Source organism: Paraburkholderia sp. Tr-20389 (assembly GCF_017104565.1).
GTDB lineage: Bacteria > Pseudomonadota > Gammaproteobacteria > Burkholderiales > Burkholderiaceae > Paraburkholderia.
Map to the genome: position 1 here is coordinate 31,769 of NZ_JAAGPD010000033.1, position 17,996 is coordinate 49,764.

The following is a 17,996-nucleotide window of genomic DNA, read 5'->3' on the forward strand; positions in this document are numbered from 1 at the left end:
GCGCATTTCACACCTCTGCTTCCACGCTCAGCAGTTTCCCCCATTCGTAATCGATGCTATCCGGCGTGAAGGGCAACACACCCGCGCCCGGCGTAAACGTCAATTCACCGAAGTACACGCGATTATCCGGCGCATAGAGATCGACGCGAACGTAGTCGAAGTCTTTGGCCATGATGCTCGCGGCCTTTAACACCGCCTCGAGATTCTCGGGCCGCGGCGGAGGAGTCGGACTGCGCGTGTACGGTCCGATCATCACATCCAGGCGCCGCCACTGTTCGTCGAACACGTCGCCATGCGTGTTGTGTCCGAACCGGTCGGTGATCAGCAGAATGTACATCAGTGGGTGTCCAGAGTGCCCGCCGAAGCAGTGAATCTTGAAGTCGGCCGGGATCTGTCCGTTTCGATCGAGCAGTAGTTCTTCGAAAAAGATGCGCGGCTTGATCCGCCGATAGTGGCGCTCCCGTGCGACCCAATAGAAAGACGTGGACAGCCACCGTTCAGCGAGTTCTTGCAATCGCTCGAATGTCGTCTCCGACTTGTCGCGCACGATCTCGACGAAAGTACTGCCGTGATTGGCTTTCATGACGAAAGCATTGGGCAGGCTGTTGAAGACCTCGCGCGTAAATGTCTCAGGCGCTGCGATCAACGGCACGACATGCGCCTCGCCGAGCTTGCTGGCAACATATTCCCGTACGGTGAGTTTATCGGTCAATCGTACATAGCGCGGATCGGGCCGAAGATTGCGTTGAAGGATCTTCTCGTTGAACGTGGCGGGGTTGAGAAGGCGCGGATAGCGTCCGATGCACTTGCGGTGCAGAAGGCTGAGAAAAAGCGTGTCGGGCAGCATCAGCTTGACCTTCTCTTTCATTCTCCTGATAGCGGACTGCGAAGGGACTGGCCCTCTCAAGACTGCATCCTCTGGCAATTCGTGAACGGCGAGCTTTGCGAGAGGCGCAGTGACCTCTGCGCTCGCAATGGGTGCACGAACTTCCTCATCGGCCTGCGCATATTCCGTTGTTGGCATTGTTGCGCTCCAGACATCGTGCTAGTAAGCAGACTTCATTAGCGAACCTGCTGCTGCGACGGGTTGCAGGGTATTGCTACCTGCCGCTGCGGGCGGCAGAGGAGCACCATGGTTAGCGTTGCCGAGATGGCGCAGCGCGCGGAAGCCGGTCGGCGACATGCCATAGCGAACCTTGAAGATTCGCCCCAGCCGATTGCCATCGCCCATGCCGCACCGTCGTGCGATCTTGTCGATGGGCAGATCGGTATCCATCAGCATAGAACACACCACCTCGAAGCGTGTGCGAAGCAGGTATTCAAGTGGGGTCATGCCAAATTCCACCTTGAACCGGCGCTGATAATTGCGCTTGCTCATCGCCGCCGAGTCGGCGGCCTGGCTCACGGAGATGGTCTTGCTGTAGTTTTCCCGTATCCAGCGCGCCGATTCGCGGATCTTCTCGGTCGTGGTCGCACTGCTCAGATCATCGGCATCGGGCCGCATACGTTGGCGTACTTGCGGCTGCAGTGCGTGCGCAATGCGGCGCGCGGTATCCGAACTCACATCGCGTTCGATCTGCACGAGCGCCATCTCCGTCGGGTTCGCGCCTGCGGGGCGCGTCGCCGAGAGGCCGTCGTCCAGAACGAATACGGGCACCGCGGGCTGCACGGAACCGCTGGAAAGGTCGGTCTTTTGCCGCGTGCAGGCGGGCGCTCCCGGCCCCTGGCGCGACAGCCACGAGACCAGTTGCTCGCTCGACTCCGTTACGGGGTCGCCGCTGCACGCGACGAAAAACGCATGAAAGTCCGACAGCTGATAGCGGTCGAGCTTCTGCGTCCAGATCGGAAAGCTGGCGCCGCCCGTCACGAAGCCTCCTGCCTCTGACAGCACAGAAAAGCGGTACGGCGCGTCCACGCCCAGTTCCTCTTCCAGCTTGTTAGCGAGGCAAAAAGCATCGCCAATCGCCCCCGCAGCTGCCATGGAGCAATGCGGAGCGATGAGCAGACCAATGTGCTTTTCAAATTTCGAGTTTTCGGGCCGTTCATCGGCACGCAACGGGTGCGATTGATAAATCCCATTCACCGTTAGCTCTCCCAATTAATGCGCAACAATTCGACCAGATCAGAATACCGTAGAGAAATGGGCCATGCGACCTTTGTCCGATTGGCGCGATTGATGTGGCGAAATCGTTCGGGTCTGGGAAATTTTTACTGTGCAGCGTTATTTAAATGGTTGGTGTTTTTGCTGATCGCGGCAAGATTTTCTGGGAGAAAATGTCCGATTTTGCTGAGTCAAAAGCGAGTCATATCGCCGGTGGGGCTTGTCATATAAGGGTCGCAGGCGAGTCAGGGTTTTCGCGGACTGAAATGCGCGGGCATGTACTGTCACTACCGTTGTGTTACGCGATTTGCGCCGATGCGTATCACTCTGTTACACGAATTTCAGATCGCAACAACTCTTTCTTTGGTCGATGGCGGATGTAACGTGTTCCACGATATCGGCCATTAGTACCCGAATTTAAGCCGGGTTTGTACTAATTCGAAATCTGCGCGTCTATGCTTCATCGCAACATCAACGGAAAGGCGATTACCGGATCAGAAGCCAATTCTTGAAATTTGCTGAAGCTCTCTTCACGCGAATTGCTCACGCCGCGAGCGCGCATGACATGCGACTTGCCTTAGGGAAGTCGATTTAGAGGAACAAGTCTTGCGAACTCGATCATGTCCCCGCATAGGGGAGAAGCGGCGGGCTTTTCGCAATCGCCAGTGACGAAAAAGGATAGCGCATGAACCAACACGCCAGCATCTTGCTCTTCTCGTCCTGACGTTCTGAAACGGCCTTGGCAATCCAGGCGTTCTCACGCCTCGCGGTTGCTGCTGTCAGCCGTCCCTGTAACTCATCATCGGCCCGAGCACGGCTGATCGAGATTCTGTTGCGTTCCGTCCGGCGGCTTCGTGTCGCCATCCGGTCGTGGACTCACGTGCTTCTCAGCCAGCTCGATAACCGGTTATCAAAGGATGATTCCCGTGGATTATTTCCCCTCGAACTCGCTTCCTGTTGCCCCTGAGGTTGAGCGCGGGCAGCTCACCGGTCGAGAGATGCTCAACCTGATGCGGGACCACATCTGGGAGATCGTCGCGGCCACGGTCGTGGTGTTCCTCGTTGCGGTTGCGTACCAACTCATCGCCACGCCGATCTATTCGGCAGACGTGCTCGTGCGCGTCGATCCGCCCGAGGCGAACGCGCTTGGTCTTGCGCTTCAGAACCAGGAGCAGCTTCCGCCTCCCGCGCCATCGCCGAGCACGGAGATGGGCGTGATGCGCAGCCGCTCGGTGCTCGATCCCGTGATCGACAAGTACCGCTTCGACGTGTCCGTCAAACCGCACCGTGTGCCGATCCTCGGCGATATCGCGGACAAGTTTGCAACGCCGGGCGAACCGAACGGCGCATGGCTCGGCCTCAAGTCGTTCGCATGGGGTGGCGAAGTCGTCAAGTTCGGCTACCTGAACGTTCCGCAGGGGCTCGAAGAAGAGAAGCTGAGTCTCGTCGCGCTCGGCAACGGTGCCTATGAACTGCTCGGCCCGTCGGGCGAGTTCCTGATCAAGGGCACGGTGGGCAAGCCTGCAGAAGGCAACGGCGTCTCGGTGATGATCAATCAGCTCGCCGCTCGTCCGGATACGCGCTTTGAGGTGATTCGCTGGAACGAGGTGGACGCGACCAAGCGTTTCATGGATGTCGTGAAGATCACCGACAAGGTGAAGGATTCCGGTCTCATCCAGATCGAGTACAACGACAAGAGCCCGGCTAAAGCGGCTGAAGTCGCGAACGCGCTCGGCCAGCAGTATCTCGCGTCGGCAATAGCCAGCCGTCAGGTGAACGACACGCAGACGCTGACCTTCATCAAGGGCGAATTGCCGCGACTGCTCACGGATTTGCGCAAGTCGGAAGAAGCGCTCAAGACGTTCCGCGCGAAAGCCAACTCGATGCAGCCGACGGCAGAAGCGCAATCGTACTTGCAAGGCGGTCTCGATCTCGACAAGCAGATCGCGAGTCTCGAACTGCAACGTACGCAGTTGCTCGACAAGTACGCGCCGGGCAGCCGCTGGATCCAGAGCATCGACTCGCAGCTCGCGCAATTGAAGAAGACGAAATCCGAGTTCGACGGCCGCTTCCAGGGCATGCCGGCGTCCGAGCGTGAAAGCGTCGATCTGATTCGCCAGCAGAAGGTCGCTGAGACGGTCTATATGGGCATGGTGCAGAAGGCCGAGCAGCTGACCGTGCGTCGCGCGAGCACGACGGGTGGCGCGCACATCCTCGATTCCGCCGTGCGGCCGCATCGCCCCGTCAAGCCCGATCCGCTGATCGTGCTGCCGGGTGGCTTCGTGCTCGGTCTCGTGTCGGGTGTGTTCCTCGTCTTCATGCGTCGCCACGTGCTGGTTGGCGTGACAGACCCGCGCTATGTGGAGCGCCGCCTGAGCGTGCCCGTCGTCGGCGAAGTGCTGTTCAGTCATCAGCAATCGCTGCTCGATCGCAGCTTGCCGGCATCCGCGCGAAAGCCGCTACAGGGCGCGCCCGGACGCAATGCGGTGACCGTGCAGCGTAACGCGGATGGAAGCGAATCGTCGTCGGACGAGAAGATCGATCCGTCGTTCGGCTACTCGGGCAACAAGATTCTTGCCGAGCGGTATCCGCATGACGCATCCGTCGAGGCGCTGCGTGCAGTTCGCACGGCAATGGCACGCGATCTCGTCCACACCCGCAACAACATCGTGATGGTGACGGGCCCGACCACGTCGGCGGGCAAGAGCTTTGTCGCAGCGAACCTCGCGACGCTGCATGCGGAAGCGGGCGCGCGCGTTGCACTGGTCGACGCCGACATGCGTCGCGGGCACCTTGCCGCGTTCTTCAGCCAGAGCAATCGCGGCGGCCTCTCCGAAGTGCTCGCCGAACGGATGCCGCTACGGGACGCGATGCGCAATGTCGGTATCGAAAACGTGACCTTCATGTCCTGCGGCGCACGCCCGGAGAACCCCGCTGCATTGCTGACGCGGCCTCGGTTCAGGGAAGTGCTGCAGCGGCTCAGCAATCACTTCGATCTGGTGATCGTCGATACGCCGCCGTTCCTCGCCGTGACCGACGCTTCGATCATCGCGAACGAGGCGGGTGCGTCGCTGCTGGTGCTGCGCTCCGGCATGCAATCGGAAGAAGAGATTGCCGACACGGTCAAGAAGATCGAACGCGCAGGCGGACGTGTCGCAGGCGCGGTCTTCAACGGCATCCCGTTGCGCCGCAGCACGAAGAACTACGGCTACGCGACGAACTACGCGAGCGATTTCGGGGACGTCGAGACAACCGCCTGACGGCGGGCTGTCCCTGATGCACGTCCCTTACGCAAGCAAGGCAACCGGTACAACTTCGTGAGGCGGAGAAACACATGGCATTCGCGATCAACGGCAAGTTCACTTCGCAGCCGATCACGGGCGTTCAGCGAGTCGCTTATGAACTCACACGAGCAATGCAGATGCGCGAATCCCCTGGCAGCGATCTGGAGATCTTCGTGCCGCAAAACGCGAGAGAACCCGGCGCGTCGCTCAAGCGGCAACGGCGCTTTCCGTGGCTGCGCGGCACGCTGTGGGAGCAGATCACGCTCCCGATCGCGGCCCGAGGGCGCACGCTCGTCAATCTGTGCAACACGAATCCCATCCTCAAGCGCCGGCAGGTGGTGATGGTTCACGACATGGCCGTCTACGACGTGCCGAACGGATTCTCGAAGAAGTTTCTGCTGTGGTACCGGCTGTGCTTCTCGATCCTGCCTCGCATGGAGCCGCTCGTGTTGACGGTGTCCGCGTTTTCGAAGCGGCGCATCAGTCATCACCTGAAGATCGACGAGTCGCGCATTGCCGTCATCCAGCCGGGAGCGGATCATCTCGATCGCGTCGCGCCGGACCCCGGCGTGCTCGATCGGCTGCAGCTCAAGGAAGACACGTATTGCGTGATCGTCGGCAGTCTCGATCCGCGCAAGAACCTGCAGCGTGTCCTCGAAGCGATCTCCGGTCTGAGCCATTTGCGCGACGTCAGATTCGTGATCGTCGGCGGAAGCAATCAGCGCATCTTCGCCAATGAAGGACTCGAGGCGATGTCGCGCTCGAAGCAGGTCATCTGGGCCGGCTTCGTGACCGACGGCGAATTGAAGGCGCTCTATCAGCATGCGGGATGCCTGGTGTTTCCGTCGCTCTATGAAGGCTTTGGACTGCCGCCGCTCGAAGCGATGTATTGCGGATGTCCCGTGATCGCTTCGTCGCGCACGTCGATACCTGAAGCATGTGGCGATGCCGCGATGTACTGCGATGCGATGTCGGTGGCGGATATGACGGAAAAGATCTCGCTGATGATGACGCACGGCGCGATTCGACAGCAGTACCGCGCGAAAGGCATGGCGCATGCGCGCGAGTATCGCTGGGACCGCTCGGCCAAGAGGCTGCTCGATGTGCTGTACGGCAAGGAGAGCGAGCCCGTGTCGGAGATGTCGGCACGTGTGTCGGCGGGCTGAGCGGCGAACGGGGCAGCCTATGGATCGAATCACATACCAGCCCTCCAGAAGACGCGTACTGGCGACGCTCGCGGCACTCGCGTGCGCGGGCGTGACGCCTTTGTGCGCGGAGGCCGCCAACGCGGCTGCATCGGGCCCGGCGGGCACCCGCGCGCCCCGCAGGATGACCGACCTGATCGGCACCAATGGTTGGCCCGGCTCGGCTGCCGACATCGCGATGTGGCAAAAGATGGGCATCAGTTGGGGCCGTGGTTCCGTCGGACCTGGGCAGCCTGATGCGTCGACGCAAACGATGCGCGTCGACAAGACGGGCAATGCCTACGACAGCGATCTGCCGTCGGTCATATTGCGCAACAACCAGAACGGCATTCGATCGCTGCTGTTCCTCGGCTATACGCCGAAGTGGAATGCAAGCGTGCCCGGCGATACGAAGTCGGCGCCGCAAGATGTGTCGGCTTGGGAGCGCTATGTGGAGGCGGTGGTCAGCAAGTATTCCGCGGCGCCTTATGGCGTGCGCCACTTCCAGATATGGAACGAGGCGGCAGGGCGTCTGTCGGGAGGCTTGCCGCAAGCGACGTTCTGGCATGGCCCGAAGTTCGACAAGGACGAGCACCGCTCCGGTCCTTACGAGCAGGCGATGCAGGATTACGTAGAACGCATTCACATTCCGGCTGCACGTATCGTTCGCCGCCATGGCGGGTATGTCGTGTATGGCGGATGGCCCGATCAGGGCGGGCTCGACAACCTCGACAAGTGGCTCGATTACAGAAGCCCGCGCCTGAACGCGCGCATGGCCGACTGGGTCGACTACCTCGATACGCATTACATGTCGGTTTCGGATCTCGACGGCCTGTATGACCGGTATGTCAAGCAGGGCCCCGCGCGCGGCTTGTGGCAAACGGAGATCGGCGACAGGTACATGATCGATGAACACTACCTGCCGCGTTATTTCTTCGAGCTCGCGGTCTGGGCTCTCGCGCGCAACTGGGACGACCCGGACAAGTATGTGTCGATGGTCTATCACTGGGACGGCTACGAGCCTTTCCGCTTGACGCATCGCGGCCCACCCGCGCGGACGTACAACGTGTCGGGGCAAAGCCTGATCGTTCTGAATCAGACCGCTCCCGGCGCGCTGGCGCCGTTGCCGCAGCCGCTCCACTTCGGTCCGGAGGTCTCGGGCTCGGGACTGCTATCCGACAAGGACATGGTGATTCAGGTGAGCGCGCCTTCGGGCTGGCGCACGGTGCAGGCATCGGGTATCGCACCGCCTTCGGGCGGCGCGCAGGTGCTCTTCATCGACGCGCTGACGGGCACGGCCGCTGCGAAGGATGACGCCACGCTGAACTGGAATAACGACGGCATGAGCATACGTTTTCGAGTGCCGGACAACATGAATGGCGCCGACAGGAAGCAGCCGAGACACCTTGCGTATCTCGTCGTGCGTGCCGGTCAGGGGAAGTCAGCTTGAGGGAGACGCGTTCTTTTTGCATCGATCGGGCCTGCGTGTCCGATTCCCGAAAACAGATTCGATTGCCGGCTGATCCTATTTATCGCTACGAGGCTTTATGAAACAGATTGCCATCGTCATTTGCAACTACAACTACGAACGCTTCCTCGCCGAAGCGATCGATTCCGCATTGGCGCAGGACTATCCCGGCACACGGGTGATCGTCATCGATGACGGATCGACTGACGGCTCGCGAGCCATCATCGAGCAATACGGCTCGCGCGTGTCGGCTGTGTTCAAGGAAAACGGCGGACAGGTGTCCGCCTATAACCTCGGCGTCGAAATTGCCGATACCGAGTATGTGATCTTCCTCGACTCGGACGACGTGCTGTATTCCGGCGTCGTGACCGAAGTGATGCGCAAGTTCGAGGAGGGCGGTCTCGCAAAGGTCCAGTTCCGTCTCGACGTGATCGACGAGGCGGGCAATCAGACGGGTGCGCACGTGCCGCACACCGAGCCGCCCGCCGACTGCGGCCGCCTGTTGAGGGATGGCTGGCTTTATCCGTCGCCGCCCGCGTCGGGCAACGCCTATAGCGTGAAGGCGCTGAAGGCGGTCTTTCCCGTGCCTGAAGGCGGCATCAACCGCTATGGCGCCGACTTTTACGCGATCTATGGCGCCGCGCTCGTCGGTCCCGTCGCTACGTTGACGCAATCGCTAGGCGCATACCGTGTTCATCACACGGCGACGCCGAGCGTGTCGTTTGCGAACTCGGAGCAGATCAAGAAAGCACCGAAGGCGTTCAAGGAACGTTGGGTCACGCTGCGCGAAATTGCCAAAGACCGGCTGGATCTCGAATTGCCGCCGTTATTTCATGACTTCGCGCACGAGAAGGCCTACTTCGGTTCGAGCCTCTACCATGCGTCGCTGGGCGCACGCTGGCGCTGGATGCTGCACGATTCGAGCGCCTATCGGCACACGATTGTCGCGAATCCATTCTGGGGTTTGAAAAAGAAAGTGGGCACGCTGTTTCTGTCGAGTCTTTGCCTGTTGCCTTATTCGCCGCTTTCCGACTTCGTGGTCCGGTACATCACCAACCCGCTTGCGCGTCGCAGCACGGCCGGGCAATAGGCATCAGGCATGCACCGTCGCGGATACAGGAGAGGCTGGTATGGATGGTAAGAAGAGCGCTAACGTCATAGCATTCGTGTACGGCGGCTATCTGATGAGGTACGTGTACCTCATCATCGTCGTGCCGTTCTATGGACGCGTGCTGGGCGTCGCCGAATACGGGCGCGTTCTCGCGGCGATGTCGCTCATGAACGTCATCTGGATGCTGGCGAGCTATGGCTTCACGTTCGTCGGCATGCGCGAGATTTCGAAGGCGCATAACAATAGCGAATACAACGCCATTTACTCGCTGCACACCAGCGCGCGCCTCGCGCTATGCGCGCTGGGCGGCTGTATCGGCATCGTCGCGACGTACTGCTCGCCGACGCTGTCGGAGCGGCCTCTCATCGGCTTCCTGGCGACGGCGCTGGGTGTCGTGTCGGCATTGAATCTGGGCTGGCTGTATCAGGGACGTCACCATTTCCGCACGCCGATCATGATCGAGGTGTTCGGTTTCGCGGTGAGTCTCGCGCTCGTACTGGTTCTGGTGCGCGGTCCGGCGGACTCGGTCTGGGTCGTCGCGAGTCTGTTGACGGCAGGCGTGCTGTCTCTCTGCATTTCATACGGGCTGGCGACGTATCAGATCGGGCGGCCGCATCTTTCGTTTGCGGGCATCACGGACCTCGTGAAAGGCTCGACGATGCTCTTCTGCTATTCGTCGGGCTCGGTCGTGCTCACTGCATCGTCGACGTATCTGTTGACGCTGCTCTCCACGCCCGCTCAGGTCGGCTACTTCGGCGCGGCCGAACGCTTTGCGACGATCGGCTTGAGCCTGATGGGACCTGCGTCGCAAGTTTTCATTCCGACCATTTCGCGTCAGTTGGCCCAAGGCGACAAGGCGGGCGCCCACGCCACCACGCGGCGCGGTGCAACGCTGCTGCTGGGCTACGGATTGCTGGTCTTCTGCGGCGCGCTGGCATTGTCCCCATTCGTGCTGCCGTTGATTCTCGGAGAAGCATTTACACCGAGCGCTCACGTGTTGCAGTGCTTTGCATGGATGTTCCCGTTCGCGGCCTTCAACGAATTCGCGGCGTTCTATGTGTTCGTGCCGCGCAAGAAGGATCGCCTGCTTGCGATTGCGGGCGCCGCATCCGGCGTCACGAATCTGTTGATGGCGCTTTGGCTCGCGCCGCGCTACGGCGCAGAAGGCATGGCATTCGCTCGTGTGATAGGCGAGCTGTCGCTCTCGATGATGTTGTTGACCATCATGATCCGGCTCGAACTGATCACGCTCGTGCCCGGGGCCGGGCGTGCCATTGCAATGGCGCGTGTGGCGTGGGGCGCGAGAGGTGGAGCGGGTGCGGGCAAGGACGATTGATGCTTGAGAAGACGGTGCAGAAAGCTACGGATGGATTGAACGAGAACAGGGAGGTCGCGGTGAAAGTTGCCATTGTTCACGACTGGTTGGTGGTATCGGGCGGCGCGGAGAAAGTGCTGCAGAACATAATCGAATGCTTCCCGAACGCGGACCTGTTTTCGCTGGTCGACTTCATGGAAGACCGGGCCTGCATCAAGGGCAAACCGGTCAACACGTCGTTCATTCAGCGGCTGCCCTTTGCGCGCAAGCGCTATCGGGCGTATTTGCCCCTGATGCCCATCGCGATCGAGCAGCTCGATCTCTCCGCGTACGATCTCGTCATTTCGAGTTCGCATGCGGTAGCGAAGGGCGTGCTGACGGGGCCGAACCAGATGCACGTGAGCTACGTGCATTCGCCCATCCGCTATGCGTGGGATTTGCAGCATCAGTACCTGCGAGAGTCGCATCTGACGGCGGGTCTCAAGTCGGCGATGGCGCGCGTGTTGCTGCACTATATTCGCGGCTGGGATTCGCGCTCCGCGAATGGCGTCGATCATCTTCTCGCCAATTCGAAGTTCATTGCACGGCGCATCAGGAAGGCCTATCAGCGCGACGCGACGGTGATCTATCCTCCCGTCGATCTGAGCCATATGCCGCTGCGCGAGAAGAAGGACGACTTCTACGTGACGGCGTCGCGCATGGTGCCGTACAAGCGCATCGACCTGATCGTGAAGGCTTTTTCGCAGACGCCGGAACGCCGGCTGGTGGTGATCGGCGATGGTCCGGATATGAAGAAGGTCAAGGCCGCTGCAGGCGATAACGTGACGATTCTCGGTCACCAGCCGTTCGACGTGCTCGTCGATCATTTGCAGCGCGCGCGTGCATTCGTGTTCGCGGCCGAAGAGGATTTCGGCATTTCAGTCGTGGAAGCGCAGGCGTGCGGCACACCGGTCGTTGCGTTCGGCCGGGGCGGCGCGCTCGAGTCGGTGCTCGGCTTGCCGCGCGAACGGCCGACAGGCGTGTTCTTCAAGGAGCAGACCACTGAATCGCTGCTGGAAGCGGTGGACCGTTTCGAGAAGTACTCGGGGCTGTTCGACGCGCGTCAATGCCGCAGAAACGCGGAGCGGTTCTCGTCGGAGAGGTTCAAGACGGCGTTGATGTCGTTCATCGATGCGCGCATGCCCGACAGTTTCGTCGATCCGACGCTGCCGTATCCCGTGGAAGAAGAAGCGTCAGTCAAGGATGAGGAACGCGAGCGGCATCTGCTCGTGTGATTGAATGCCGGCCGGGGCTACTCAGCCGTGGTCGCGAAAACGCGCGAGCGAAAGCGCGCGCACGATCCCCGGTGTATGGGCTCCAAGCGTCGGGGAGTGCTCCTCGATGAGATCCTGAAACGGCGCTGTGTGTCCATACGCCAACGCCGACACGACGAGCAGGCAGAGCGTCGACCACACGGGCCGAAACGGCCTGTAGTCGACGCGAAGCGCCGTGCGCAGAAACACGGTCGCCGCGATCGAGCCCAGAACCCAACCCACTACGACCTCCGCGACCGAGTGCGAATGACCGTGCACGCGTGAAGCACCCGTCAACGCGCCCACTATCAGACCCATCACGATGCCCGGCAATGCGGGCAGGCGCCACCATTTGAACTGCAAGGCGAGCGCGACTGACCACACGGCCGTGGATAGCATCGTATGGCCGCTGATCACGCGGAAGTTCGCGAGCGGCAATGACACGTGCCACGCGTAATACGCGATCTTGGTTGCGCCGACGGGCAGCATCGCGCAGCCCAGCGTCAACGCCCAGCGCAAAGCGAGGCGTGAGTCAGTCTTGGCAAGCCAGATCGCGCATACGATGGCGACGGGCAGCGTGACGGCGGCATCGCCGACGTTGGAATAGACGGTCCACGGATCGATTTTCCACATATTGAAGCTTGGCTTCCTTGCGTTCGCTTTACGAGCCGGGCACGCTTCGGCCCGTCGCAGCAGTGGGGTAGGCGGGTTGTACGTGCTCGCGATAGGGCGGCTTTGGACGCACCACGCGCGGTTCGCTTACCGGCTTGAACACGCGCACGGGTCGCGACGCGAGCAGCAGCGAAATCACGAGAGAGAGAACCAGCACGTTCGACGGTGCAACGAGCCGGTGTTCCGTCGCTGCCATCACGAGCAGGCATACGGACGAGAGCTCGACGAAGCGGTAGGCCGTGAAGTTCTGCCCGTGTTCGACCAGTGCGGCGCGCGCGGCGCCATTCTGACACCACTTGATGAGCTTCCAGTAAAAGCTCAACACCAGTGTGAGACCGACCACGCCAAGCTCGGCGAGGAAGTTCAGATAGGAGTTGTGTGCGTGCGAGTCGCTATGCTCGATGACGATATCCGATGGCACGGAAAGCACGCCGAAGTAGGACGTGACATTGCGGATCGTATCGTCGAACGAGCCGAATCCCATGCCGACAATCGGGCTCTGGCGGAAGTAGGCCAGCGCTCTCGGCCACAGCCATTCGTAGCGAATGTCGAGATTCGCGACCTTGGCATCCGCGTTCTGGATCGAGAACGTGTAGCCCATATAGTCGACGTTGCCCCGCGTGTGATACAGCGCCATCGCAAGGGACGCGACCACGAGACACGACATCAGCGACGCGAGAATCAGGCGCTTGCGGCCGAAATACAAATACGGAAGGATGGCAAGCGCGCCCAGCAGCGAGCCGCGACTATAGGTGGAGAAGAGCATCAGCCCATTAAGGCCGATCAGCATGAGCATGATCCTGCTGCGCCGCTGGAGATAGCACGCAACGCCGAGGCAGAACAGCATCGCGAGGAAGCCGCCCGCAGCGTTACGTGCGATGAAAAAGCTGCCGAAGCTGTCGCCGGGATTCTTGAAAATGGCGAGCAAACCGTTCTGCGCGAGATACAGCATGTACGGCGGAATATTGATCAGCACCGCGAATACGAAGAACGCGCGCAGCATCTTGTTCATATCCCAGCGGTGCGCATACACGCAGCCCGCGAAAATCGGCGCATAGGAAATGAAATAGTTGCCGTCGCGCCGATAGAACTCGAATTCGGTCAGCGAATGTGGATCATAAAGGAGCGTTGACGCCAGGATGAATAGTGTGAGCGCAGTGAGCGGACCCATGAACGATGGGTAGCTTCTTCCGAAAAAGCGCCATGCGCAGAATATGATCGGCAAAAATCCCACTGCGCTCACAGGTATCAGATTCGTGACCGTCAGGAATAGCGCCAATACCGATATATAAGCCATTTCGACTCTCGTGAAGATTGATTGTGCACATCCACTGGTGGAAAGCGGCGCATGTCAATGATGGATACGCATGTATCCGACACTGCGCGTGGCGAGCCATCGAGTGTTCGATTTGGCCGGGCCGAACAGGGTTGTGACCTGCTTTGACGTGTGGTGTTCCCCACATCTGGGAAATGTGGCTTCTGCAACGCGCCAATCAAGCCGGAATGGCGGCACTTGCAGTCTGCTTCAATGAAGAGCATTGAACACCTTCTATACGCAACGTATCACGAAAACCCCTATATTTCCAAGCTCAAATCGGTTTTCAAAAAAGATAGATTCGCCAAATCATAGGCTCGATCCGAAAGGCTAAGCGTCATATGCCATAACATCAACCGTTCGCGCCAGAGATGCTGTAGCGCAGCGTAAGGTGTCTATCATCTATCTCAGGTCGAGTCGAATGCGGTCGCATTGGGTCGTTTAAAACAGCATCGTTTTATCCCTCTGCACCGGATCTTCGGTCTTTCAATTCATCTGCCAATGGTTGCGCGAGCACGACGCGTACCGGATGCGCTCAGACACATGCGAGCCGTCCGCCATTCGCGGCCTGTGCGGTCCGCAGTCAACACAATCCCGCGTCGATAGCTGAATGATCCACGCGGAAGATGTCAGTCAAAAACGATGGTTGGATCCTATGGACTTCGTCCTGACAGTAACGGGCGATGAGGATCGGACTTGAACACCAGGGAGATTGAAAGTGGACAAACGAACCACTCATGCCGAACAACACAACGCCGCTGTTGCGGCCGAAACGGCGATCGATTCACGTCGGCTCGTGCAGGTCATTCTCGCTGGCGGATCCGGTACGCGGCTGTGGCCGGTATCGCGTGAGCAATATCCGAAACAGCTGATCGATGTCGTCGGCGACCAGTCGCTGCTGCAGGCCACGATGAAGCGTATGGACGGCTTCACGAAAACGTGGGACGTGGCAGCGGAACCCGTGATCGTATGCGGCGTCGAGCACTTCTATGTGACCTCCGAACAGGCCAGCGATTGTGGCGTTAAGCCTCGTGTCGTCGTCGAACCGGCGCGGCGTGATACGGCGCCTGCGTTGACGCTCGCCGCATTGACTGCAAGCAGCGACGGCGACGATCCGATCCTCGTCGCGATGCCTGCCGATCACGCGATTTCGGACGTGCCTGCATTGCATCAGGCAATCGAAATCGCCGCACAGCATGCACAGGCAGGCGAGATCGCCACGCTCGGTGTTCCGCCGACGCGAGCGGACACCGGCTTCGGCTATATCCGCCTCGGCGCGCAGTTGCAGGATGGCGCGCATCACATCGACCGCTTCGTCGAAAAGCCCGCAGCCGAACTGGCGGCGCAATACGTTGCGTCGGGCGGCTACTGGTGGAACAGCGGCATGTTCGTCGTGCGTGCGTCGGTATGGCTTGCAGCGTTGAAGATTTTTCAGCCTGACATGTACCGCGCGTGTGTGCAGGCGTATGAAAACGCCAAACGTGATAACGGCTACATCGCACCGGGTGCGGACGCGTTCGCGCAGTCGCCTTCCGATTCGATCGACTACGCGGTGATGGAGCACCTCGGCAAGCCCGATTCGCCTTTCATCGGCGTCGTGGTGCCGCTCGAGGCAGGCTGGTCCGATCTCGGCTCGTGGGACGCCGTGTGGGAAGCGATGGAGAAGGACGAGTTCGGCAACGTGGCGAACGGCCGTGTGCTGATGGAAGGCGCAACGACCACGTATGCGCGTTCGCAGGGCGGCAGGCTCGTTGCGTGCGTGGGCACCAGCGATCTCGTCGTCGTCGAAACGGACGATGCCGTGCTCGTTGCCGATCGCTCGCATGTGCAGGACGTGAAGGGACTCGTGTCGCGCATCCGCCAGACGAATGCGCCCGAAGCCGACAATCATCGAAAAGTACGGCGTCCATGGGGTTTTTACGATTCGATCGATAACGGCGAACGCTTCCAGGTCAAGCGAATCGTCGTGAATCCTGGTGCACGGCTCTCGCTGCAGATGCATCACCATCGCGCCGAGCATTGGGTCGTCGTATGCGGTACGGCACTCGTGACGCGCGGCGAAGAACAGTTCTTGCTGACAGAGAATCAGTCGACCTACATCCCGATCGGCGTGCAGCACCGTCTCGAGAACCCCGGCCATGTTCCGCTGCAAATCATCGAGGTTCAATCGGGCGCGTATCTGGGTGAAGACGACATCGTCCGTTTCGATGACAAGTACGGTCGCTGCAACTGAGCGGCTGTCGTGAACATGTATGGTGTGAAAGAGGGGTTGTGATGCGTGCATTGACAGGTCTGCTAGCGAGGCTATTCGACGTCGCGCTGATCGTGGCGGGTGCGCTGGTGGCGTCGCAAATCCGCTTCGACGACGTTTCCCAGCGTGGCTTTTACCTGGCGTTCGTCGCGTTTGCTGCGGCATTCTCACTCGCGGTATTTCCCGCGCTCGGCGTGTATCAATCATGGCGCGGGCGTTCCAAACGCGTACTGACGGGTCAGGTGGCCCTGGGCTGGCTGATCGTGCAAGGCTGCGCGATGGCCCTGATGTTTTCGCTGCACCGGATCGACTTCGTGTCGCGTCTGTGGTTCGTCTACTGGACGGCTCTGTCGGGCAGCGGGCTCATCATCAGCCGCCTCGTCATCCATAGTCTGATTGGACGCGTGCGCCATGCGGGAATCGATTTGCAGCCTGTCGCCATCGCGGCGTGTGGAGACCATTGCAACGACATCATTCACAAGATGGAAGGCGCGGCCGAATCCGGTTTCCGGCCTTGGGCGGTCTACGATCTGAGCCCGGAGTCGAAGAAGGGCTCGGCCGTCCCGACCTTCACTGAGCAGAAGGCATTCGCGCGATATGTGCGCGATCAGAACATCGGCGAAGTCTGGCTTGCGCTGCCTTTGACGGAAGAACGCGCGATCCTGAAGCTCGTCGACGAATTTCGCAATGATCTGATCAACATCCGCTTCATGCCGGACGTGCGTGCGCTTGCGTTGTTCGAAGGCAGCGTCACGAGTCTGCTGGATCAACCGACGATCAATCTCGCCGCTTCGCCGCTGCCGCCTAACGCAATGGTCAAGAAGGATCTGTTCGACCGTCTGTTCGCGCTGGCTGCATTGCTGGCAATTTCCCCGATTCTGCTGGGATGTGCGATCGCCGTGAAGCTGAGTTCGAGAGGACCGGTGTTCTTCAGGCAGCAGCGCAAGGGCGCGGATGGCCGCGTCTTCACGATCTACAAGTTCCGCACGATGCGTCTGCATGAGCAGAAGGCGGGTGTCCTCAAGCAGGCCACGCGCAACGATCCGCGCATCACGCGTGTGGGCGGCTTCCTGCGGCGCACGAGTCTCGACGAGCTGCCGCAATTCTTCAACGTGCTGTGCGGCGATATGTCGGTGGTGGGACCGCGTCCGCACGCACTGGAACATGACGACCTCTATCAGAACGTCGTGTCGGGCTATATCCATCGTTACCGTATCAAGCCCGGCATCACCGGCTGGGCGCAGATCAACGGTTACCGCGGCGAAACGGATCGGCTGGAGAAGATGGAAGGACGTGTCGAGCACGATCTCTACTATCTGCGGAACTGGTCCTTTGCACTGGACGTGCGGATCATCCTCGCGACCATCTTCAAGGGCATTTCTCATCAGAACGCGTATTGAGCGTAGAGGAACGCAGGTGCGCCAAACATGACTCATGCAATCAGGTTGGAAAAGTCGTCGATTCGAGCGGAGCGCAGTGAGCGGCACGATGCGCAGAGCGAAGATCGAGCCGCCCTTCATCAGGAACGCGCCTTGAGCGAGGAGCTTTGGTGCATTCATATCGAAGGGCTGGACGACTTCGTTGCCACGTTGTCGCGTGAAGCCGCCGAGCGGGAGGCTTCCGCGATCAACGCTTATCTCGACAGCACGCAAGGCCGGGTGCCGGAGAGCGCGCCGACGCGCATGGTGAGAGCGTCGGCAGCCGTGTGGCCTTATACGGCCGCCGGCCATGCGCGTTCGCTGGAAACCGACTGGGAAGACCTGCAACGCATGCCGCATCGTCAGGCTAAACAGAATACTCACGAAGGCATGTTGTCCTCCGTGTTGCGGCGGATGAAGGCGCTCGCCAATAGCGCTCGCCGCAAAGGCTAATAAAACAAGGCTTAAAAAAAGGCTAAAACGCGTGCTGAACGCGGGCTCGTTCCGCGAATAGCATTCACGCGCATTCGCCTGGCGTCGATGCCGGGAATCGGCGCGGGGCTCGCTCTATTCAATCACGCGGAG

13 protein-coding genes are annotated in these 17,996 nt (G+C 60.2%); 9 read left to right on the plus strand and 4 right to left on the minus strand.

The window, feature by feature from the left end:
- Positions 1–7: 7 nt before the first annotated feature.
- Together G3N95_RS27120 and G3N95_RS27125 are read right to left on the minus strand one after the other, a co-directional pair.
- The gene (locus tag G3N95_RS27120) at positions 8–1,024 is read right to left on the minus strand and encodes an ATP-grasp fold amidoligase family protein (RefSeq protein WP_205973163.1); all 1,017 of its coding nucleotides are present in this window, start codon (positions 1,022–1,024) and stop codon (positions 8–10) included.
- Positions 1,025–1,045: 21 nt separating this feature from the next.
- Positions 1,046–1,981: a helix-turn-helix domain-containing protein gene (locus G3N95_RS27125; protein WP_241018982.1), complete on the minus strand. Its 936-nt coding sequence runs from the start codon at positions 1,979–1,981 to the stop codon at positions 1,046–1,048.
- 1,037 nt (positions 1,982–3,018) lie between these two features.
- Here G3N95_RS27125 and G3N95_RS27130 point away from each other — a divergent pair.
- From G3N95_RS27130 to G3N95_RS27155, 6 genes are all read left to right on the plus strand, one after another.
- Positions 3,019–5,361: a polysaccharide biosynthesis tyrosine autokinase gene (locus G3N95_RS27130; protein WP_241018977.1), complete on the plus strand. Its 2,343-nt coding sequence runs from the start codon at positions 3,019–3,021 to the stop codon at positions 5,359–5,361.
- A 74-nt stretch (positions 5,362–5,435) separates the two neighbouring features.
- The gene (locus tag G3N95_RS27135) at positions 5,436–6,551 is read left to right on the plus strand and encodes a glycosyltransferase family 1 protein (RefSeq protein WP_205973165.1); all 1,116 of its coding nucleotides are present in this window, start codon (positions 5,436–5,438) and stop codon (positions 6,549–6,551) included.
- Positions 6,552–6,570: 19 nt separating this feature from the next.
- The gene (locus G3N95_RS27140) at positions 6,571–8,019 is read left to right on the plus strand and encodes a hypothetical protein (protein ID WP_205973166.1); all 1,449 of its coding nucleotides are present in this window, start codon (positions 6,571–6,573) and stop codon (positions 8,017–8,019) included.
- 97 nt (positions 8,020–8,116) lie between these two features.
- Complete coding sequence (locus tag G3N95_RS27145; RefSeq protein ID WP_205973167.1) at positions 8,117–9,127, plus strand: glycosyltransferase family A protein; 1,011 nt, start codon at positions 8,117–8,119, stop codon at positions 9,125–9,127.
- A gap of 40 nt (positions 9,128–9,167) precedes the next feature.
- Complete coding sequence (locus G3N95_RS27150; protein WP_205973168.1) at positions 9,168–10,484, plus strand: lipopolysaccharide biosynthesis protein; 1,317 nt, start codon at positions 9,168–9,170, stop codon at positions 10,482–10,484.
- Positions 10,485–10,543: 59 nt separating this feature from the next.
- The gene (locus G3N95_RS27155) at positions 10,544–11,737 is read left to right on the plus strand and encodes a glycosyltransferase family 4 protein (RefSeq protein ID WP_205973170.1); all 1,194 of its coding nucleotides are present in this window, start codon (positions 10,544–10,546) and stop codon (positions 11,735–11,737) included.
- A gap of 21 nt (positions 11,738–11,758) precedes the next feature.
- Here the strand turns inward: G3N95_RS27155 and G3N95_RS27160 are convergent, their stop codons facing one another.
- Entirely contained in the window at positions 11,759–12,388 is a 630-nt protein-coding gene (locus tag G3N95_RS27160; RefSeq protein ID WP_205973172.1) for a phosphatase PAP2 family protein, read from the minus strand.
- 28 nt (positions 12,389–12,416) lie between these two features.
- Complete coding sequence (locus tag G3N95_RS27165) at positions 12,417–13,724, minus strand: O-antigen ligase family protein (RefSeq protein WP_205973174.1); 1,308 nt, start codon at positions 13,722–13,724, stop codon at positions 12,417–12,419.
- A 796-nt stretch (positions 13,725–14,520) separates the two neighbouring features.
- On the opposite strand from G3N95_RS27165, the gene G3N95_RS27170 reads away from it, so the two are divergent.
- The 3 genes from G3N95_RS27170 (at position 14,521) to G3N95_RS27180 (ending at position 17,864) form a co-directional block, all read left to right on the plus strand.
- On the plus strand, positions 14,521–15,975 hold the full coding sequence (locus tag G3N95_RS27170) for a mannose-1-phosphate guanylyltransferase/mannose-6-phosphate isomerase (protein WP_346778418.1): 1,455 nt from the start codon (positions 14,521–14,523) through the stop codon (positions 15,973–15,975).
- Between the two features lie 41 nt (positions 15,976–16,016).
- Positions 16,017–17,393 (plus strand): undecaprenyl-phosphate glucose phosphotransferase, encoded by a 1,377-nt coding sequence (locus G3N95_RS27175; RefSeq protein WP_205973177.1) that lies wholly within the window; start codon positions 16,017–16,019, stop codon positions 17,391–17,393.
- Between the two features lie 132 nt (positions 17,394–17,525).
- On the plus strand, positions 17,526–17,864 hold the full coding sequence (locus G3N95_RS27180) for a hypothetical protein (protein ID WP_205973178.1): 339 nt from the start codon (positions 17,526–17,528) through the stop codon (positions 17,862–17,864).
- Positions 17,865–17,996: the final 132 nt, after the last annotated feature.